Genomic DNA, 20,736 nt, shown 5'->3' with positions numbered 1-20,736 from the left:
TTCTTCTCTCCATTTCCGACTTAAAATTGAGTTACATATCATTTATTGAGAACTGCCTATTTTTATCATCTGTATCAAGTTACCGTTAGGGTCATATTGATATTGGAAAACAACCCGACCATCTTGTTCAATATGCTCAAGCCTTCCATTAGCGTCATAAACATATTTATACTTTCTGGATAAGCCACTTTTAACATTATTGCTAAACTCCGAATAGTTACCAGCCGCATCCTTAGCTTTAACTGCAAACATATATATTTTCTGAGGTTCTAATTGGTCCGCTTGAAAGGTCAATTCCTTGGTATTGCCTATCAGTTGACCATCACGATACACATCATAGCTAACGACTCCAACATCATCGGTAGATGCTTCCCATGTTAAAACAATGCTGCCTGGCGTAGGTCTGGAGCCTGCTAATTTCTTAGGTTTGGAAGGGCTTGTTATATCCTTGGGCAAATCATCAATAGCTGGTATGCGATCCAAACGGCCGTTAAGATGTACTTTGTCTGAATCATTTAGATTCATTACTAGAGCTCGGGCCATATTAATCTCCGTTTGTAATTTTGAAGATTCTGCTTTTTCAACTGCCTGCGTAGCTGTCTTTAATTGTTCAGTATAGGCAGCTTTCGTTTCAATGCTTTTCTGTATTGCTACTACCCTTTCAACAAGCCTGCCCTTATCTGGCTCACGTAGCTTATTTATTAGCTCTACAGCTGTATTTACATCATTTTGTAATTGGGTTGTCTCGGCTTGTGCTACCGCTGCTGTAGCTTTGGCTAATTGTTCTATATATTTGGTATCCAAAACTTTTACAACAAAATTCTGCGATACAGACTTACCTAACGGGTCTGTAGCTGTAATCGTTATCGTGGATTCCCCCGAGCTTTGGGGTTGCAAATTCAGTATTGAGTTATTTCCCTTTGAATCCTTGACCAATTGATGGGTAACTACAGCTGAGTTGGAATTTGTACCCGAATATTGAAGTTGCTGCTGGTCTGGGTCTGTAAAATATTCGGATAAATCTTTATTTGAGGCTCCCTCATCCATTTCAATCATGGTAGCTGGAATGCCCTTAATCGTTACTGGCGTTCTATTAATCAAATTTATTACCGATTCCGTAACTTGCGACACATTTCCGGCACTATCTGTTGCCCGTGCCTGTATACGCGTCCCATACTCATTGACATCAATGGGAGAGTTGTACACTTTCCATTCGCTTTGATTGACACGGTATTCCCTTGTCGATGCATCAGAAGGATAGTTGATTGTCACTCTGATATTATTTGCTACTTCATTCACAGGGCTATTATTGAATGACGGTGGGGCAGGAGGTGTTTTATCAATGTTGTTGATCACCAATGAGTTTTCAGCGCTTATATTCCCGTAATTATCTGTACAACGAGCAAAAATGGTCGTGTTGTCGGATACTTGAAATGGGCTATTATATGTGGTCCACGTACCGTTCGCACCGATTTTATATTCTCGTTGATAATTACCAGGTACTCCGTCCAATTGGATAAGGACATTTTGATTCGTCATCCCTGTCATATTGGAACTTATGTGTGGACTGGCTGGAGTGGTTAAGACAATCCCTGAGTATGTAAAAGTCCCCGAACGTTTAGCTCCATCCCTCTCATCTTTATAAAAGTAACCAACCGTTATAGCATTAGAAGATACAGATACATAGTAAAATTTAACTGATAATGCAAATCCAAGATCTTTGGAATAAACAACTACATTATTGCGAGTGAAAGTGACGTAGGGAGAACTCGCTTGCACATGAACTATCGAACCATCTGACAAGGTTACTGCTTCATGTGTAGATGACGGTTCTGAAGGCGTTGGCTTTTCTTCAGGAGGTCCAATTGATCCTCCTCTGTCTGGTGGTAGGTACAGATCTGGTATTCCACCCGTAAAAGCTGCTGACACTTCTGCTTGAGGAAGCACAACTATGCTCCACGGAGATAAAAAAACAAATAGGCCCAGCATTGTTAAAACGAATGTCTTAGCATTCTTTCCTTTTCCTCGCTGCCTCACTTCGTTTAAAAAAAATTTCATTTTCAAAATCATCCCCCTGAATATAGTGGTAATGCCTAGTTAGAAGAATACTAAAATTAAAAATAATTTATAATTCAATCATATTTCGCCCTCTTTCAGAAAAATGTATTTTGATTTACATATGATAACAATGTCGTATTAAATTTGTATATAGCGAAGATTGTCGAAATAAAGAAAAATATATAAATATTTTTAAATTGCCATAAATTATGTTTAAAATAATAACATCCTTTTTTAAACATTATATGAATTTGAATATCCAATATACTTTAATAATCATCCCACTCATTGATTTAAAATAAACAAAATGTTATATTGTCTATAAAATAATCATCATTTAATTGAGGTGTTTGCTAAAATGGATCATTCCGAACTATTCTGGAATGCTGGTATTGAAGAACTGAAGCGTGGATATATTCGCCAAGGAGAGCAGGTAATTTGCCTATTGGACGGACAGCGATTTGAGCAAGGCATCATATATCAGGATCAAGGGGTATTTTATGACGCGGAGAGGTACATGCGCCTTCATATTGAGCGCACGTATGGTTCGGTCTTTGACTATTTGATCGGCCTGGACAAAAAGCTGACTGGACTGACAGATCATCAGAATCGGTTGCTTCAGTTATTTTATCAAGGCATGGGTGATGCGGATATTCAAAAGGAAACCGGAATCGGTAGCGCATCCACCATACGTAATCATCGCTTTGGTCTCAAAGAAAAAGAACGGCAGGCCAAGGTATTTCTCACATTAATGGAGCTGCTAAAGGAGAAGGACCGTCACGCTCCCGCCATTGTAGAAGTACCCATAGGAGCACGGATGGTGGACGAACGCTACAACATTACAGAAGACGAAAAGCAAAAGGTACTCACGAAGTATTTTCCGAATGGTACAGACGGGCGCCTTAAGACCTTTAAAATGCAAGAAAAGCACAAGCTGATTGTGCTGCGTGAAATTGCGGGCCGTTTTATGAAGGGACAAATATATCATGAGAAGGATATCAATGCGATTTTACAGGAAGTGTATGACGATTATGTCACGGTGCGAAGATATATGATTGAATACAGTCTGTTGGATCGCAAACCGGATGGCAGTGAATATTGGTTGAAGGAATCTTGAAGCTAGGCGCTTATGAAATCAGCATTTTGCATAATTCGATTCCCAACGCTCGTAGGTACAATATATAGACGAACTAAAGCGTTTCGATCTATACATTGCTGATTTGAAAATGCTCTTGGGATTTATGCAAAATGCTCAAATAGGAGGATTCGACAATGAATCGAAGAAAAGAACTGGTGCAGCAATACATGGAGATGAAGACAGAGGCAGGAATCTATTGCATTCGCAACACACGTAATGAGAAAATTTTCGTCTCTTCTACGCCGAATTTAAAGTCGCTGAATGGACGGCGTTTTGAGCTAAATATGGGTGGATTTAAGAATAAACAACTACAACAGGAATGGAATGAGTACGGCGAAGATTCGTTTGAATTTGAAGTGCTGGACGTTTTGAAGAAAAAGGAATCCGCGTTCTTTGATGTCAAAGATGCACTAGCAAAGCTGGAGCAGACCTGGCTTGATCGACTCCAGCCTTACGGGGACAAAGGGTATTTGTAAACTAAACTTACCGATTCACGGGATGCTCTTCCCGAAGGTATCCAAAAATAACAGCGTCGACAAATTGACCCTTTTCATAAAAATAGTCTCTCAGGTGACCCTCTTTAGTAAAGCCACTTTTGAGTAGCAGCCGTTTGGAGCCTTCGTTATCTGGATCAATGAAGGCTTCTATACGGTGAACCTTCGGCAATTGAAAGCCATAATTCACGACCACCTTCATCGCCTCTGTCATCAGACCTTGCCGCCAATATTCCGGTGCCAGCTCATAGCCGATTTCAATACGGGAGTGCTCCTTCTGCCAGTTATGAAATCCAATTGTACCCACGATCCGCTCAGGAGCTTCTTTTAACGTAATCCCCCAACGAAAGCCCTCTTGCTTCTCATATCTGGTTAGCATCGAACGAATAAATTTTTCGGCTTGCTCTACCTCTGTAAAGCTTTCCAAGTCGTAATATTGTGTGACCTCATCCTTGGAGAAATAACCGAACACATCCTCCGCATCCCCTACTGTAAGCTGTCTTAAACGAAGCCGATCGGTTTCTAAAACCGGAAACGTTTCCATTGCCATGATCTATCTCCTCCTTCACATCGAAGAACCCTATCTTATCAGCCACCAGCCAATCCCAACTATCACTCCATTGATGAAGAATAATGCAATACATGCTCTCCACTTGCTGATTCCACTTGTTTGAAAAAAACCTGTTACTTTACTACGACACATGAACAATGTAAACAACAAATTCCAAATAATACGCATACCATATTTTACGTAGTATAAAGCAGGGTTTAACTGTACACCGCCCAACGTTGGAGGGACATCTGGAATAAACAGAATTGCACACGTATAACGCATGGTCTCATATGTAAAATAAAATACTGCCAGCCACCAAGCCCACTTCTTACCAAATAACATGCCGATACCGGCAGTCGTCCCTGCCAAACCAAGTAACGCGATAAATCCTTGAAACATGCCCCTACAAATGCCTACTAACGTAGCAGCCTCATTTAATGCATTAAGCGTCAATAGCTGGGTCACCAACAGAAGTGCTCCATTAAAGATCAATAAAATGGCTGAAATGCTTACACCTAAAGGTCGTTCGAAAACCACGTTGGTTACATAATCTTCTACTTCTTTTTTCGTATACAGATCTGACACTTCTTCTACTCTCCTAACCCAATTATATACATCCATTTTCGGGCGGGTTTAATAACAGTATGTTCTCGCCTCATTCCCATATATCGGCTTTTAGGAAAATATGGTTTAATCTTCCCTAAAATTCAGTTATCCGTAGGCTAATCATTATTATTCAGTGCAGCCATGCTGCTAATGATCATCCTCTATGGTGTCAAATTAGCGTCATGAGAATTTCTATCATCAACTGAATCCCAAATAGAGTAATATCTATCCTTATAATACCATTCCAAGAAGGAATCTGACAAATGAATGGACTACTACTAGCGCTTATGAATGTATACGCGTTATTTTCGTGGCCCTGTAACCTTCAGATGACTGGATATACTCTACCTGATAACCCATTCGGGCATCCAAAAGCCCTTCCATAAATGGAAGGCACGGACTGTAAATAAAACTCCCTCCGGGCCGAATGGCTCTAAGCAATTCCATATATTTGCGAGCGTACTCATGAATATTACCATCTGCCTTCAGATGATGATGTATAAAATGATTGGAGAATGCCATATGTGAAACGATCGTTCCCCATGTGCGTTCCCCAAAGGTGGTCTCTAACCAATCTCCTTGAGTGACCCAACCTTCTGTTTCAGCCAACCGATCTGTTCCGTAAGCCTCAATTCCACAGGCACGTAAATAAGTAACCAACCGTGCCTCAGATCCGCAACCAACATCTAGAACAGGCTCTTGCAAACGAGCAATGTCCAATCCTAGCAGATTGGCTTGCAACTCCGGCGTATATTCCTCACAAGGTATCCAAAAGGTATACTCACACTCTGCATACTTAGCAAACATTTCACGTCCGTTGGTACGAGTTAAAAAATCTCTCAAATGCCCGTAATGCTGCTGAAGCAGTAAGTCCAAGGTTGCTCTATCTATAAATTTCTTCTGGAACAGTTTCTCAATACGGGTGAAAAGTCGATCATACAGCTCCGTAAGCTCCCTCACATGAGCTGTGTGAAAATGTAGATATTGATTGGTATTTACAAACTGGGACAGTATTTTAGCCGCTACATCCGTCACAAAAGCGTTATACATATGCTGGCGCTTCAAGCCTTGAAGCATGAGCATCAGTTCTGAGCTTCTCTGCGTCAGCCAGTACGTCATTTCCGTTGAAGGTCCTAACAGAACAGAACCCTCGCGCATATAAAATAAACTCCGATGCTGATTGTACAGGAGTTGACCGTTAATAAGTTTATGAAGTTGAGCGACTGTCATTCTCGCTTCCTCCTTAAGATCCAGAACATTAAAGCCCTACCCAAGCCTAAACAATGTTATCTTTGGGTAGGGCCAGCTTATTTTCTAAGTATACCATGGCTATGGAAATAATGTTCTATTGCGAATCTTCCACCTGTACATAAGAGGATAAAGGAATATTCAGCTCACGTATTCCCTGAGCTACCAGCCGAGCTATTTGCTCCGCACCATATTCCTGAAAATGAGTATCATCCTTCACTCCATCAGGAAATGCAGGATACACCCCTGGCTCCACATGCAAAAATAACGGGAGTGTTCCTTCCAGTCCAAGTGTATCATAGTACGCTACGCTCAAGCGGCTAAGATCGACCAGTGCAACATTTGTCTCCGATGCTGTTTCCTTCATGGCCTGCACATATTCCGGGAAACTAATCCGAAACGAGGCACTTGCCGCATCATAATCCCGGCGGCCAACAGGAGTAATTAGCACAGGTGTTGCACCGCGTTGGATGGCTCCTTGAATGTAGGTTTTTAAGTAAACTTTGTAATCTGCGGGTGAAACATAACGCTCTTGGTTGTTGATCGCGGCATCATTATGCCCAAACTGAATGAGCAGATAATCTCCTGGACGGATATTGCGTAAAATATCATCTAACCGCCCTTGTACCAGAAAGGTTTTCGTGCTTCGTCCACCAATAGAACGGTTCACAAAAATAGGCTCATCTGTGAAGAACGGAGCAATCATTTGCCCCCAGCCCGCCTGAGGCTTCATCGCGGATTTATAGGTTTGAACCGTAGAATCTCCCGCAAGGTATACCGAAGGATGTTCTCCAGCCGTTCGAGCATCCTTTGGGGTAATAACCAAAGCGTTAATCTTCGCTTCATTACCTGAGAAATACAATTCGAGCTGACCGTCGATGAGTGCAAGTTCAAATCCAGCCTCGACAAATTGTCCTGCTGTTTTAGCAGTAGGTTCTACCTTGACGATGGACTCGGCTTTAACCGTAATGTCTGTGTTTCCGGCAGTATCTCCGGCAATCAGGGAAAGCGTGTAATCCGTCGGTGGTAAATTGACAACAAAGGATGATCCTTGAACACGAACAAAATCTGAGCGTATAGCATCACTTCCACCACGATCTTCTTCATTCACTTTGGAAAGATCGGTAAATCCATAGCCTCGCTCAGGCGTGTAAACATCATTGGCAGTGACTTGGGTGTAGCCGTCAGCTACCTTGCCGGGGCCAAAATCAAAACGAAGAGGTGCCACAAGCTGTTTTTCGGCTAATGCCTGCCCTGGGATAAGTATGGTTGCAAACAACAAGCTGAACCCTGCGCATAATCCAATCATCTTACCGAACAACCTGTGACGCTTTCCCTTTTGTTTCAAGCGCAACCCTCGCTTTTCAGATTATTTGAGTGGTTTGTCATCGTCTATACGTGTATTGATCCCCGCTAGCTTTTGACAGCCTTGGTCCAGCGCCCAGGATACCACAATGCCAACCGTGTACCTGATCAGATCCGCGGTCAGGAACCCTTTCCCAAGCACCAAGCCGCCCAGTGTCGTTGCCCGAATGTGGTTAATCCAGGGAGCCTGGTACATCTGGCTGAACTCAATGGCGAAGCAAAACAGCAAGCTGCCCCACAGGGCTACGGACAATTGACGATTCACCCCCAACATTCTCAGCCCAAAATAAATCATGCACGCCCACAAGGCATCCCCAAAGTGATTAGCAACGAATTCAGGCAACTGGGAGGAGAAAACTCGGCTTCCCAAACCCAACAAGATCGTGACCAGCACAGCAACAAGGTACGCAGCACGGGCCTTCCAGCGGAATTTCGCCTTTATTTCCCGATTGGCCTTCCTGCTGACGCTCTTACGAACGCTCCTCATGCTAAATCACCTGTCCTAATGCTGGGACATCTTCGCCAAGCTGCGGGAAATTTTTAAGCACCCTCTCTTGGATAGCGTTTGCAAGATTGCAGAACCTTTTGCTGATGTCATATTGTATGCACACCAACTTGTCTGTATTTTTCATAATATAATTAATCATAATGAGCCTCCGTAATATCGTACAAACATATCAGCAACTTCCAAACTATTCATGTGAGGATACTAAAATTCAATACCACGCACCTTGGCAAAAACCATTTCGTGTGCCATGCTCCCCTTTTCATCATACTCGACGTTTCTTAAAATCCCCTCCAGTGTAAAACCTGCACGTTCCGCTACCTTGGCGCTGCGCGTGTTTCTGGAATCACAACGAATCTCCACCCGATTGGCATTCAAATGCTGTATGGCAAAATTCGTAATACCGTGCACGGCCTCTGTGATAATGCCTTTTCCGGTCCATGATGTTCTGAGCCAATACCCAATTTCAAATCTTCGTGCATCCCAATCAATCCGATGCAGACCGCTGCTGGCTACAAATTCTCCCGAAACCGTATCAAATATATACAACATCATATCAGACCGATCCAGAAATTTAAGTCTGGCTTGGCGCGAACGGATTTCAGATTCCTCTGCCGTAGGAAGATTTCTTGCAAACGGAAGCCAAGGCCGCAGTTCATTCGCACTCTCTCGCATCGCCTCATTGACTGCCGCCCCATCCCCCCACTGCGGGGCGCGTATGGTCAATCGTTCCGTTTGGAATTGATCAGGGAACGATAAGAGAATCGGATTCGGTTGCTGCTCCATACTCATGATGCACCCTCCTCCTTATTCGTTGAATAACTGCGACGATCCAGCCAACCTGTGATTTCACGCAAACTCCCAATCTGATAGTCCGGTACAATGCCCGTTTCCTGCCACGTCATAAAGCCTTCCAGCCAGATGGTATGCAATCCTGCACTTTGTGCACCACGAATATCATTTGTCGGGTGATCGCCTACATAACAGGCATGGTCGGGATCGACAATGTCCAGCTCATTCAGAGCCAACTCGAAAATTCGAGGATGAGGCTTCTGGATGTTGACGCCACCCGATACGATAATAGAATCCACATAATCCCTCAGCATAACTCGGTCGATTTTCGCTTGCTGCGTGCGGAGTGAGCCGTTGGTAATAATACCGAGCTTCAAGCCACGCGACCGCAGTTCGGACAATACTTCCTTGGCCCCGTCCATCAACACCGTAAACTTATGAAATTCACTATACCAAAAGCCCAGCATCTCTTGTACTGACGTATCGGGATTTTTCAGTTCCAAGTCTGTATGCAGCTCGGTATACAGTTCCCTCTTATCCCGGTATCCGTCCCGATCCGCCAATCGTATCTGTTCAACGACAGCCGCGCGGATCGCCGGTTCTTCTGCCACTATAAATCGTTCTATAAAACGCTCTGTATATGATGCAAACGCCTGTTTACGATGAATAAGAGTATTATCCAGATCAAAAACAATCGCTTCTATGGACATAAATAGCTCCCTTCCTTCATCCTCTTGCCCGATTAGGTTGAAACAAATTGAATAATTCCGATTAGAAATAAAAGAAGAAAAATAGAAAAGAAAATAATGATCATGTACTTTAAGATTCTCTTGGAGGTCGACTTTTGTTCCAGTTTGATCTCGATCTGGGTCAACCTTTCTTTGATTTCTTCCAAATCCTGCTCCACCTTCACATCATGCTCCCCTTCCTTCGTTTCGACTTATTCACCTTCCTGATACTCACTCACACAAGCTGCTCCAAAAACGCACTTTTTTTACGGCATTAAAATCAATTTGTTCATAAGGCTTCTCCCCAAATTCCAGCTTGAAATACTCCTGCAAACATTCCCCATACACGATAATATCCGTTTGATATACGGAAAATACCGGATTTCCTTCTTCAGATGGCTGCTCTGGGATATATCGATGTCCGTTGATTGGGATTAGCTTGGGCACACGTAAAAACTCACGTTTACATATATCAACAGCTTCCGCCGAATCTGCCGGTTTTTCGCCCCATTCGGGAGGCCAGAATATATGCTGCTCCACATCAAAAATCATACCTTCTAACGGCCAATTCAACCTTTGCCGAATTACACCCATCCGCTGTGGTGACGTATCTCTCCAAGGGATAAAGCTTTTACCGATGGGAAGAACACTCATCAGAAGCTCCCGCAAATCGGGCGGGAAGTGAATATCATACCTGCTTTCGACGTCGGTAATCTCCTGCATGGATAAGCCTGGAGCTAGGGTCACATCGTGTTTACGTAATAAATCTATGATATAAGCGATATCCATCTCTTATCGACTCCTCAGCAACTACCTAGTTGACCGGATTGGTCAAGAGGCCTACCAGGCTTGTAACTTCAACTTCACCAACACGGCGCGGACCTTCCATGAAATATCCCCTTGTTCCTACCTGTATCCGATGTCGGTGTACCTTTTTCCTCATTTCTCCAAACAAAATCCACATTCTCGCTTGCCCTTCCCGCTGAACAGGACGACCAACATCCATAATCAGTTGACCATCTCCATCTTCAAACTCAGGATGTATGGCATAAATTCCCGTATTCCCGATGTCGTCACCCTCATAGGCAAAATCACAGCGATAACCCTGAATAGGCAGCTGTTTCCTGCCTCCTTCTTCCGGTGTGTAAAATCGATATTTTATTATAAAATCGTGCGGATGCTGTCTGCTATTTTCATAGGGGTTCCACATTTCATATCATCCCCTTAGGTCTTTTCCAAAAATATGTACTTCATTCTAGTGTAATCTAACAGGAAAAGAAATCCAAGACCTATCCGCAATGCGTTGCTGAATAAGCTTGGATTATATGAGATTCATTTATTAGAATGTATGACTTCTATGCTTGCTGTCCGTTCACCTGAATATCTGCGGCTACTTGCTGCCCTAACCAAGCCCGCATGCGATTCCATGAAAAAACCTGCTCCGTATGAAATACACCGAATGGAAGTTCTGAACGGTACAGGGCGAGCGCTGCAAAGACGGCTGCCTTAGCGGTTAAATCAGACTGATGGTGACCCCTTAGCCGACATTCGACCTTCGTCTCCTTGCCATTGAGAGTTCCTCGAGCATCTACCTTGACCGCTACAGCATTCCCACCTATATGTACCTTGCTAAAGCTGCGAACCACTGCATCACGCACGGTTTGCTGTCGGAGTAGACCTGAAACTCCTATCGTCCGAAGCCCTGCTAGAAGCCGAGTGGTCAAGCGCGAATCGAAGCAAAGGCGTGTGCTAACCGTAGGAACTTTGAGCGTACGAGGAAGTGTCTGCTGATCTGAAAAAGGAAATCGATACGCCCGATGACGACCCACTCCTGCACCAAAATCTGCCACTATTCCGCCAGTAAAGCTTTTTCGAGTCACAAAACGTCCCTGTTCTATAACCTCCAAATCGGCATGAATCTGATCTACTGTCCACTCAATAGCAGCCTGACCGTGTCGATCTCCCAAACCCAGCATCAAAGATATATTCAACTCATCCGTCTGATCCATGAGCTGTGTCGCTTGCAGTGCCAACAGATTGGTCAGTCCCGGAGCTAATCCTACACTTAACAGGGCTGTGGCCTGATGAGCTCGGGCCTCCTGATGACACTGCTCCACCTGACTCAAAAAGTCCGCATTCGCGGTAATATCCATGTAATGCACCCCATGTCGAAGGCAGGCACGTACCAAGGCCGTATTGTCCTGATCCAAACACATGATTACCAATTTGGCTTGCTCTAATATCGACGGGTCCATCGGCTCATGAATATTAAGCTGCAAGGGCCGTATCTTACCATTCGATCGTTGGCTAAATTCAGTGGCCCGTTCCAGACTACGACCTGCGGCAAATACCTTGCCGGGAAACATTTCACTTAACTCTGTACATACAATTTTTCCAACATGGCCATACCCGCCAATGATGATGATGTTATCCTTTGTCATAAGCTGTCCCTCCCTCTTTAACTGCAAACCATGCATTTACTAAAAAGCACCATAATACCGGGTGATGTGGGTAAAGCCTGCATCTATCAACAGTTCCTGTATTGCCGCATTGGACACTGGGTTTGACTCACGACCGATGGAAGCAGCGAATCGTTCCCAATCCTCCAGTGAAATGCCCTGGCTCAGCATATGACCTTTCCACGCCTGCATTTGGATGGAAAAAGAAGGCTCCTGTGAATTCCCATTAATAGAAGCTAAACAAAAAGGCGCACCCGGCTTGAGTCGAGTAGATATCTGGCGTAGCAACGCCTGTTTACTTTCCAAGCTTTGAAGAAAATGAAGCACCAGCAGGCAGGTTGCAGCGTCATAGACCGGTTCTCTGCATGATTCTTCGCTGTGCTTTTCGCGCTGTTCTTCAGGCTGTTCTCCAGACAACTCTTCCAACGTACCTGCAACAAACGATATTTTTGAACTGATGCCCGCATGTGTTACACGCTTACGTGCCAAATCCAGCATGTGCTCAGAGGGATCAACTGCCGTAAAGGACCATGCATCATGGCGCCCTCCGAGCGTAATCAATTCCTGACCGCCTCCAGCTCCGACAATTAGCACATTTGGATCTATATTTCGAATATGAGTTTGTGCTTCAAGCTGTGCGGCTATCAAACCGTCTGTCATCTCGTACAAATGAGCATATCCAGGTATTTTTAAAGCAATCGTATCCGCGTACTTATGCACATTCGGATGATTCCAGCTCATAGGCTGGTTTGAGTCCGTATTTTCAATATGGGGTTGTTTCATATGGGCTTTCCTCCAAACATTTAGCCTTGATCTTCCCAGACCATTCGTTTATTGTAGATTTAATTAAGAACCATTCTCAATTATAAAGACAATACAAATATCCACCATCCCATAAATGCGGGATTTAATAATCGCGCTTGAGAATCTCCAGCTTTCACGATAGGAGTAAATGATGAACGCACACTACACACAATTTGCACAGCTTAAGGACGTCCGACAGCAAATCATTGATCTAGGAAAAAAAGACCCCTCATCCCTAACGTACAAGCACACCCTAATCGACCGCTTGCGTACTCAGGTTACTTTCGATGCGGCGTGCTGTACCTCGGTAGATCCGCGTACGCTGCTTTCCACAGGGGCATTTACAGAGTCGGGTGTGGAGGACATTCATAACAAACTGCTAGAATACGAATACCTGCACGACGATATGATGAAATATGATCAGTTGGTGCGAGAAGGACAGTCTGTAGCGACGCTACATGGGTTTACACATGGCCAACCGGATCGGAGCACACGATATAGAGATGTTTTGCAACCCGCCGGATTCGGAGATGAGCTACGTGTTCCGTTTATGTACAAAGGGAGCTGTTGGGGATTTCTTACGTTGTTCCGTCATCATGGAAAACCTGTATTCAGCGAGGAAGAGCAACAAGTGCTTGAAGCGTTAGCGCCGTCCATAGCCTATCATCTGCGTCAGGCCAGTGTCGGTTTATCTCCATCCCCTGCCATGATCACGGAAAATGGACTTGAGCCAGGAGTTCTCATGCTTTCCGATAAGCTAAAACCGATTTCGTCCAATTTAGTAGCAGAGCAGTGGCTACAGTTGCTTCGGCAGCAGGAGGGAATCCATGAAGACGGTCTTCCGGCTCCCGTCCGGGTGGTATGCTTGCGAGCGCTATCCACTGCCACTGCACCAGCACGACTATGTATCCCTTCCACAGACGCAGGAGCCCCATGGGTAACCATCAGAGCCACCCTTCTGCAAGGCGGACAGAAGCATACGGGACAGAAGCAGCTAGCCGTATGGTTTGAGGCTGCTAAAGCAACTGACATGCTACCGCTTATGGCTGAGGTGTACTCATGGTCCGAACGAGAGAGACAAATTGTCCAACTCATTGTTCAGGGCTTTTCGACCAAGGAGCTGGCCAGCGCACTTCATATTACTGCCTACACGGTGCAGGATCACCTGAAAGCGATTTTCTTGAAAACAGATGTAAGCAGCCGTCGTGAGCTAGTATGGAAGGTATATTCCAGATTCAATTAACCTATGTAAAAAAGACAGATGCCCCGATTAGGGATCATCTGTCTTTGCATCACTGCTCTATTGGAATGCCAGAGCCTTATTTCTTCGAAGAGGAGTTCGTATCATCGTATGACACTGGTGAGGGCTTCGCAATCCATTCATCAGCCTCAGGCTCGATATCCACGCCATTTTCCAGCTTCGTTTTCTCCATCAAGGAATCTCCGTCCTCGTCCTTCTTGTTGCGGATTTTCGCTTCGTCTTGAGTGTGGTCGCTCATGTTGATTCCTCCTTTTTTAATTTCATCTGATGGTTGTACCTTACTCATAATTACCCATTGCCGTCCTGTACAAACCTCTACACGACCAGATGCCCTTTTTTCTCCGCGGGTTCAATGATCGCCTCAATGCCAGCATTAAACTCCAGAAAGTCACTTTCTACTCCATCACTGAAAATAACTCCGTTTTCCGGCATCTGCGATGCAATCCGTAACGGTTTTTCGGCTGCTACCTGACCAAACACGAGATCCGCAGCAGTCGTTCGGCTGGGGAATGGTTCTCTCACCGTAAAATAAAGCGATGGCGAACTCCAGGTTGCACGATGATCATGACTCATTCCGTCTGCTGTCCCTTCCTGACTGAAGGCTGTACCTGGCATCAGCTGGCTTGGAGTCAGCGAGATTGGATGCCGTGTAGCACTGCCGACAATTCCGGCCGCTCCAGCCAGTACGCTGGTCAGCCAGCCTGTCGCTCCCAATCCGGTTGAAACGATAATGCCGCTGGAGGATTGCTGCTCTACTTGATCCTCCAGCCTTAGCTCATATCTCGCGGAAACATGAGTTTTGCGTCCAATGAACAAATCATTTACAGCATACAAGGATTGGCCATCATTTAATCGGGCCTTAGCCAGCGTAACTTCCTTAATTGGCCGTCTGTGCACGAATACATCCGGCACTACCCAGCGCAGGTCGGATACGGTAAACGGCAGCAATACCCCGTCCCAGCGCAATGGATCTGGATTCACGCCGATAAGCGGCTGCTCGGTCAAATATTTTAAGGTGTTGGCTACCAGCCCATCCTGACCCAGCACCACCACTGTATCCTGCTCACCAAAAATAAAGTTCGGCACATGCTCCCGCTCCACAATCTGAACACGACCCAAGGCCGTTAACTCCGACGTTGCCGTTGCCACCGCCCTGCGGTAATTTTCGTCCTCCAGCACATAATCACTGAAATCCGCACCCAGCCGTTCCATAAAGAAGCGAGCCTGCTGCACCGTATTGTATCGGACAATCAGTTCCTCCAGTCGCGTTTTACGCTTCACCAAAATGATCTTCTGCTCTGTCATTCGGCCGCTCATCGTGTTCTTCCTCCAGACCCTCTCGATCCTGCTGATCCGCTTGCTCCCGTATCTGACATGAGACCTTGCAGCAGATCCGGCGTAATATTTAGCTGACCGATTTTTCCTGCATTTTCTGCAAGCTCCTGGAATGCAATCGCAATTAGTTTATCCGGGCTCATATCCATGTTAGCCATAGCTTGAAGTACGTTCGGTTCAACATCCTGCAACGATTTCATGACGGCTGTCAGCTCATAGGCCTTGGCATCGGCTTCTGCCTTTTTATTCGTGACGGTCAGCTCAATCAGCTCGCGTTTTTTCTCCTCCAAGGCCGTGTCAAATCGTAGCTGCTCCTCTTTCATCTCGCTTTGCTTTTGCTTCACAGAACGCTCGGCATCGAGTTGAGTTTCGCGGATTTGTTTCTTTTTCGTCTCCACTGCAATCTCAGTGTTCAGCTCGTTTTCCTTCACACGCCGCTCTTGCTCAATAGATGCATTACGACGCTCATACAAAGCATGATCCGCGTTGCGAAGAATCTCTTCCCTCGCTTGAGCCTCCAGCGCTCTCATCGTCTCCTTATTAGGTAGAATCGCCAAAATCGACAGCCCCATAACCTCAATGCCGAGCTTTTCCATTTCCGTATGCTGAGCAATATCCTTTGTCATGTTTTGGGCCAGACGTTCACTGGACTGAACAGCTTCTTTGAGCGGGACACGCTCCAAATATTTTTTGGTAAGCACCTTGGCAATGTTAATCACCCGTTGGGCCAGCTTGCTTGGATCATCGGAAATGTACCGTCGTTCCTTCAAGTCATACGTATAGTTTAAAATCTGCGTCGTTCTCCGATAATCCACAATTCGATAAGTCAGTTGCCCCTGTACCGTCACCGCCTGAAAATCATTTGTCATGTCCTCAAACATGAACGGCGCATCAATAGAAGAGACGGGCACGACAATAACCGAGGTGGTCGGGGCGTAGTAATAAAAGGATAATCCAACACCCTCCCGAACCACCTTCCCGTTTTTCACCTTCATCACATATTCACTGGGCTGAAATTTAACAAAATTAAATCCAAACATAGTCGCTTCCCCGCTTTCTTTATAGTTTATATTATTTTGTTATTATCATTTTGTTATTAACAATAAAATAACACATGTTTCCGATAATATCAATATGACATTTATATAAAAAAGGCCGCTTTCTCTCCGATATGCTCGGTTAGAGAAAACAGCCTTATTAAATCACTTTATTTATCATCCACATTCCATTCTCTATAGAACTGCTCCAGGTACATCTCCATCCATTGATGCCGAACCTCCGCCAGCTCTCGGGCATAAGTGGTATTCATTAAATCCTGGAGCTTGAGCAGCTTTTCGTAAAAATGGTATATGGCACTTTTACCTGCGGCACGATACTCATGCTGTGAAAAATCTTTATCCGGGTGATGCATCATACTGCCTTTTGAGCCTGCATACATAAAGGTTCTTGCAATCCCAATTGCTCCAAGAGCATCTAACCGATCCGCATCCTGCACAACTTGACCCTCCAGCGTCTCCATGGGCGGGTTTTGTCCACCATTGTAGGACATCGTAGCTATAATGGTCATCACGTGCGCGATTACCTCCAGATCATTTACATGCAGAAGCAGCCACTGCTCTACTTTATCCAGCCCGGCTTGTTTGGAATCATTTAATTTTTCATCCGCTACATCATGCAGCAGTGCTGCCAGTTCACAAATAAACGAATCTGCGCCCTCTTTGGCAGCAATTTTAAGGGACAGCTTTCTCACCCGGTCTATATGCCACCAATCGTGGCCACTATGATCATGCTCCAACTGTTGCTGTACAAAGGGCTCTGCCTTTTGAATAATATCTGCACAAATCGCTTCCTGTTGCTCCGTTCGTCTCTTCATATGTCACCTTTCAATCCAGTCCATACTTTCTATGGTAGGTTCGTTTGATTTTTTAATGCTTGTCCATTTGCTTACTACGAATCATTCTTCATTTTATTCTATATGGTGTATGCTATCCAACCTTTAGAACGAGAAGTAAGTAACCTGACAAAAAAAGAACCTCCAAAACCACATCAATCGTAGTCGCGGAAGTTCTTTTACATTTTCCCTACCTATCTCTAATCCTATATAACTTATGTTTCTTATCTTACTCCACGACACCAAGCTCACGGTTTTTTTCCTTGAACCGACTGTTATGAGAAGATACATATGCCGCTTTGTCAGCTGCTGGATCAATGTACAGCTTGGCGCTGTTCAATGCAAGGGCCGCATCTGTGAACGTACCGGCAATTAGATACAGCTTGCTTCCGTACTCGACAAAATCGCCTGCCGCGAAAATCCCCGGCAGATTCGTTTCCAGCTTTTCGCTCACTCGGGCATGCCACTCCCCCATATCCAGTCCCCAATCCCGAAGCGGGCCGAAATCGGATTTTAGTCCATGATTTACAATGACTGCATCGACATTCAACACCTGTATTTCGTCCGTATCTATATGACTGATCGTCACCTGTTCAATCGTCTCTCCATTGTTACTATGTAGCTGACTTACCGCGTATGGTGTGAGAACACGGACCGAAGATGACTTCATACGAGCTACATTTTTCTCATGTCCGCCAAAGTGATCCCGACGATGCACGACGGTCACACTCGCCGCAATAGACTCCAACTCATTCGCCCAATCCACTGCCGAGTCGCCTCCACCGGAAATCAGAACGTGCTTGTCCCGGAATGGCTCCAGCTCTTGTACAGTATAATGCAGGTTCGTAACCTCATAGCGGTCCGCCCCCTCAATCTCCAGCTTAGCCATTTTGAGAATACCATAGCCTACTGCCAGAACGATCGTGCGTGTCCAATGCTGTTCCCCTGTGGCAGAAGTTAGCAGGAACGTGCCATCCTCTTGCCGATCCAAACCAGTGATCTGCTGCCCCAGCACAATGGTAGGCTCGAACGTCCGCGCTTGCTGCTCCAGCTGATCAATCAGCTTTTCACATAAAACCGGGGTAACCCCTCCGACATCCCATATCATCTTCTCTGGGTATATGCGCATCCGTCCGCCCAACTCATGCTTGGCTTCGATCAGCTTGGTCTTCATATCTCTCATTCCACTGTAAAATGCGGTATACATACCGGCAGGACCACCGCCGATGATCGTTACATCATATAATTCCAAGGACACTGTCACTCTGCAACTCTCCCTATCATAGCGTAATATGTCTGCTCTTATTATAAGTGATAATAATTATCAATATCAATTAGGAAATAAAAACATAACCCTTAGAGAGGTTTTCGTGACCTTAGAACTGCATTTTATGGGTTAATATAGCTACTCATGCATGGAAGCATCCATATATTCATTTCCTCTTTCATTCTATCAAGTGAATGTTTCAAAAAAGTTACTTCCATCGATCATCCAATACTGTTCAGGTGAAGGTACCTCGTTCAAAAAGTTTTGATATTCCCCTTTCCACCCCACTGGGACATAGTGTTCAAACGAAGCTGGCTCAGGAAATAGCGAATAGAGAACTTTCTCATCAAAGTTAACATACAGAGCAGGATAGAACTCCAACACTTCATCCTGATGCTGAATAGCATCATCCAGCAACTGGAGCATTGAAGTTAGTTCCCCTGTAGCCACCTTATATTCACAGATGTGATCTAAAAATGCTCCTGCTGTGGTTTCATCCAAAATAGGGATACCAAACCGTTCCTCCATCTCGGTATTCAAAAACCAATATTCTCTTTCCGTCACATACCAATTCCAGTTTCCTTCAAAAATAACACCAACAATGATGTTTTGCGCATATTCAGGCCATAATTTCATGAGCTTCTCGCGTTCCTCTCTTTCTCACTCACAATTCGATCCAAAACCGGTTTACACGGTTTCCGTCTTCCTCTATGTAATCCTTGTCCGGCATTCCGCCGTTTTGTATGATTGTTTTTTTGGAGGAAATATTATCGGAGTCGCATACGACCAGGACTCGGGAAATCCCCAGCTCTTTTGCTTTTTCCAGCGCCAAGGCCAGCATTGTAACAGCGTACCTGTTCTCTCGTGCAGAGGGACGGATACCGTAACCGATATGACCTCCGGCATTCATTAGGTGTTCGTTAAGGACATGCCTGATATTCACCGCTCCCACAACCTGTTCATTCGCATTCACAAGCCAGTATGTGGAGCTTTTGACCCAGCCTTCAGACAGGTTCATTCCATTTTCCTGATTACTTAAAAACGTCAGCATACCTTCAAAATCGTACGGCTCTACAGAGATCACCCAAGGTACCATATGCTCCTGACTCTGTTTCCATTCCTCATAAAATGAAAGATAAGCTTCCTTCCAGTCCTGATCCGGCTTTACCAATCTGACGGTCTGCATCCCACTCACTACCTCCTCTTTAAACACTCAATTTGTCTGCTATTGCTTTATACCTCAATATCCATGAATTTTTGCGCCCAATCTGCAAAAGAGAGCTTATCATCCCAAGTGATTTGCTTCATCGCTTTGGCACATCCCCAGTTTAGAACCTGCTGATGCAGCATATGCACCCGGAAACGCTCAGTAAATCCTTCTTTAGCTTCCATCCCTTGTGCGTAAGCAGTAAGAAAACCTTTTGCCAATTCTTCTTCGCCGTTCTCCAGATACATGGTGGTTATTTTCGGAAGATCTGCAACCCCATCCCCAAAATAGGCTGTCGTAAAATCAAAAAGACCACTGACTCCCCAGCCCTTATTCCCATTCTGCACAAGGAAATTTTGCGGTTTAAAATCCCCCATCACGAAAGTGGCAGCTTCCAGCTGATCGAATGCTTGACGGGAGCCTTCCAATATTTCCTCTACCCATTCCATATCCTGTACAGAAATGTTCGAGTATTTTTTGGCATCCTCTAGCCAATAGCGAATTCGTCCATACAACCATACTCGATAAGAGACTTCAAAAGGACGAATGCCTAGAGTTGTTGTATCCAGCTCTCCACTGTTCTTAACCTTCCATCTATGAAGCTCTAACAAAACAGTAGCAAGCATTTCAACCATTTGCTGTTTATCCAGCGAGGTCAGCTTTGCTTGCAACTCAGGTGTATGTATATGCTGACCGTATAGACGGGGCATAACTGCATAGTTCCAGCCAAAAATGTCCTCTGTATGATCCACAAGATACGGTGTTGGCACGGGAATTGGAGTCCGCGCTTGTATTTGCTCCACCATAAACTTTTCTTCTACCCATTGCCCTGGAAAAAGCGGGTTCCCCTTCAGCACAAACTGCCCAGCCGTTGAGGAAACATAGAGAGTTTGCCCTAGGACACCTTCTGCCGTTTTTTCATAAGACAGCAAACGTCCCAAATCAAAACGATTCAGCATCCTTTGCACTTGTTCAATTGTTACCTCGCCTAGCCGATTAGATGAGAAATATATGGTCGTCGTCAT

General features: G+C 44.9%; 24 protein-coding genes and 1 pseudogene. 3 read left to right on the top strand and 22 right to left on the bottom strand.

What is annotated here, in order from left to right:
* Nucleotides 1-42: 42 nt before the first annotated feature.
* Nucleotides 43-2,058, bottom strand: a complete 2,016-nt coding sequence (locus tag NSQ57_RS07250) for a fibronectin type III domain-containing protein (RefSeq protein ID WP_342426120.1) — start codon at nt 2,056-2,058, stop codon at nt 43-45.
* Nucleotides 2,059-2,416: 358 nt separating this feature from the next.
* Between NSQ57_RS07250 and NSQ57_RS07245 the strand changes: the two genes are divergently transcribed.
* Nucleotides 2,417-3,175, top strand: a complete 759-nt coding sequence (locus NSQ57_RS07245) for a DUF2087 domain-containing protein (RefSeq protein ID WP_165145004.1) — start codon at nt 2,417-2,419, stop codon at nt 3,173-3,175.
* A gap of 155 nt (nt 3,176-3,330) precedes the next feature.
* On the top strand, nt 3,331-3,672 hold the full coding sequence (locus NSQ57_RS07240) for a GIY-YIG nuclease family protein (protein WP_165145001.1): 342 nt from the start codon (nt 3,331-3,333) through the stop codon (nt 3,670-3,672).
* A gap of 7 nt (nt 3,673-3,679) precedes the next feature.
* Here NSQ57_RS07240 and NSQ57_RS07235 read toward each other — a convergent pair whose 3' ends face one another.
* The 13 genes and pseudogenes from NSQ57_RS07235 to NSQ57_RS07175 form a co-directional block, all read right to left on the bottom strand.
* Entirely contained in the window at nt 3,680-4,240 is a 561-nt protein-coding gene (locus tag NSQ57_RS07235) for a GNAT family N-acetyltransferase (protein WP_342425850.1), read from the bottom strand.
* A 30-nt stretch (nt 4,241-4,270) separates the two neighbouring features.
* Nucleotides 4,271-4,828 (bottom strand): hypothetical protein, encoded by a 558-nt coding sequence (locus NSQ57_RS07230; protein WP_029516448.1) that lies wholly within the window; start codon nt 4,826-4,828, stop codon nt 4,271-4,273.
* Nucleotides 4,829-5,134: 306 nt separating this feature from the next.
* The gene (locus NSQ57_RS07225; RefSeq protein WP_029516447.1) at nt 5,135-6,079 is read right to left on the bottom strand and encodes a class I SAM-dependent methyltransferase; all 945 of its coding nucleotides are present in this window, start codon (nt 6,077-6,079) and stop codon (nt 5,135-5,137) included.
* A gap of 115 nt (nt 6,080-6,194) precedes the next feature.
* Nucleotides 6,195-7,406 (bottom strand): SGNH/GDSL hydrolase family protein, encoded by a 1,212-nt coding sequence (locus NSQ57_RS07220; RefSeq protein ID WP_209949683.1) that lies wholly within the window; start codon nt 7,404-7,406, stop codon nt 6,195-6,197.
* A gap of 60 nt (nt 7,407-7,466) precedes the next feature.
* A complete protein-coding gene (locus tag NSQ57_RS07215; RefSeq protein WP_029516445.1) occupies nt 7,467-7,949 on the bottom strand; it encodes a DUF2809 domain-containing protein in 483 nt (160 codons plus the stop codon).
* Nucleotide 7,950: 1 nt separating this feature from the next.
* A complete protein-coding gene (locus NSQ57_RS07210; protein ID WP_209949598.1) occupies nt 7,951-8,109 on the bottom strand; it encodes a hypothetical protein in 159 nt (52 codons plus the stop codon).
* Nucleotides 8,110-8,171: 62 nt separating this feature from the next.
* Entirely contained in the window at nt 8,172-8,759 is a 588-nt protein-coding gene (locus NSQ57_RS07205) for a GNAT family N-acetyltransferase (RefSeq protein ID WP_342425849.1), read from the bottom strand.
* On the bottom strand, nt 8,756-9,469 hold the full coding sequence (locus NSQ57_RS07200) for an HAD family hydrolase (RefSeq protein ID WP_342425848.1): 714 nt from the start codon (nt 9,467-9,469) through the stop codon (nt 8,756-8,758). The genes NSQ57_RS07205 and NSQ57_RS07200 overlap by 4 nt, the downstream gene beginning before the upstream one ends.
* A 32-nt stretch (nt 9,470-9,501) precedes the next feature.
* Nucleotides 9,502-9,672: a hypothetical protein gene (locus tag NSQ57_RS07195; RefSeq protein WP_318626838.1), complete on the bottom strand. Its 171-nt coding sequence runs from the start codon at nt 9,670-9,672 to the stop codon at nt 9,502-9,504.
* Nucleotides 9,673-9,718: 46 nt separating this feature from the next.
* Nucleotides 9,719-10,276 carry an SMI1/KNR4 family protein gene (locus NSQ57_RS07190; protein WP_318626839.1) on the bottom strand — a complete coding sequence of 186 codons (558 nt, stop codon included), beginning with the start codon at nt 10,274-10,276 and terminating at the stop codon, nt 9,719-9,721.
* A gap of 25 nt (nt 10,277-10,301) precedes the next feature.
* Nucleotides 10,302-10,697 carry a hypothetical protein gene (locus NSQ57_RS07185; protein ID WP_029516441.1) on the bottom strand — a complete coding sequence of 132 codons (396 nt, stop codon included), beginning with the start codon at nt 10,695-10,697 and terminating at the stop codon, nt 10,302-10,304.
* Between the two features lie 145 nt (nt 10,698-10,842).
* Nucleotides 10,843-11,928, bottom strand: a complete 1,086-nt coding sequence (locus tag NSQ57_RS07180; protein WP_340954851.1) for a saccharopine dehydrogenase NADP-binding domain-containing protein — start codon at nt 11,926-11,928, stop codon at nt 10,843-10,845.
* Nucleotides 11,915-12,729 (bottom strand): annotated as a pseudogene (locus NSQ57_RS07175) (class I SAM-dependent methyltransferase). Before NSQ57_RS07175 ends, NSQ57_RS07180 begins: the two are co-directional and overlap by 14 nt.
* 172 nt (nt 12,730-12,901) lie before the next feature.
* On the opposite strand from NSQ57_RS07175, the gene NSQ57_RS07170 reads away from it, so the two are divergent.
* On the top strand, nt 12,902-13,993 hold the full coding sequence (locus NSQ57_RS07170; RefSeq protein ID WP_342425847.1) for a LuxR C-terminal-related transcriptional regulator: 1,092 nt from the start codon (nt 12,902-12,904) through the stop codon (nt 13,991-13,993).
* Between the two features lie 76 nt (nt 13,994-14,069).
* Here the strand turns inward: NSQ57_RS07170 and NSQ57_RS07165 are convergent, their stop codons facing one another.
* From NSQ57_RS07165 to NSQ57_RS07130, 8 genes are all read right to left on the bottom strand, one after another.
* Nucleotides 14,070-14,249 (bottom strand): hypothetical protein, encoded by a 180-nt coding sequence (locus NSQ57_RS07165; protein ID WP_013309345.1) that lies wholly within the window; start codon nt 14,247-14,249, stop codon nt 14,070-14,072.
* Between the two features lie 77 nt (nt 14,250-14,326).
* Complete coding sequence (locus NSQ57_RS07160) at nt 14,327-15,328, bottom strand: sugar kinase (protein WP_029516439.1); 1,002 nt, start codon at nt 15,326-15,328, stop codon at nt 14,327-14,329.
* A complete protein-coding gene (locus NSQ57_RS07155; RefSeq protein ID WP_342425846.1) occupies nt 15,325-16,386 on the bottom strand; it encodes an SPFH domain-containing protein in 1,062 nt (353 codons plus the stop codon). The genes NSQ57_RS07160 and NSQ57_RS07155 overlap by 4 nt, the downstream gene beginning before the upstream one ends.
* A 167-nt stretch (nt 16,387-16,553) precedes the next feature.
* Nucleotides 16,554-17,219 carry an HD domain-containing protein gene (locus NSQ57_RS07150; protein WP_342425845.1) on the bottom strand — a complete coding sequence of 222 codons (666 nt, stop codon included), beginning with the start codon at nt 17,217-17,219 and terminating at the stop codon, nt 16,554-16,556.
* 247 nt (nt 17,220-17,466) lie between these two features.
* The gene (locus NSQ57_RS07145; protein WP_307348795.1) at nt 17,467-18,501 is read right to left on the bottom strand and encodes an NAD(P)/FAD-dependent oxidoreductase; all 1,035 of its coding nucleotides are present in this window, start codon (nt 18,499-18,501) and stop codon (nt 17,467-17,469) included.
* Nucleotides 18,502-18,690: 189 nt separating this feature from the next.
* Nucleotides 18,691-19,140 carry a hypothetical protein gene (locus NSQ57_RS07140; protein ID WP_340884787.1) on the bottom strand — a complete coding sequence of 150 codons (450 nt, stop codon included), beginning with the start codon at nt 19,138-19,140 and terminating at the stop codon, nt 18,691-18,693.
* 28 nt (nt 19,141-19,168) lie between these two features.
* Nucleotides 19,169-19,690, bottom strand: a complete 522-nt coding sequence (locus NSQ57_RS07135) for a GNAT family N-acetyltransferase (RefSeq protein WP_340884785.1) — start codon at nt 19,688-19,690, stop codon at nt 19,169-19,171.
* Between the two features lie 47 nt (nt 19,691-19,737).
* Nucleotides 19,738-20,736 (bottom strand): aminoglycoside phosphotransferase family protein, encoded by a 999-nt coding sequence (locus NSQ57_RS07130; RefSeq protein ID WP_342425844.1) that lies wholly within the window; start codon nt 20,734-20,736, stop codon nt 19,738-19,740.

Origin of the sequence: Paenibacillus sp. FSL L8-0502 (assembly GCF_038593055.1) — a bacterium.
Classification (GTDB): Bacteria; Bacillota; Bacilli; order Paenibacillales; family Paenibacillaceae; genus Paenibacillus; species Paenibacillus polymyxa_D.
The sequence above is the reverse complement of the archived record's forward strand: the minus strand, read 5'-3'. Positions and strand labels throughout refer to the sequence as shown.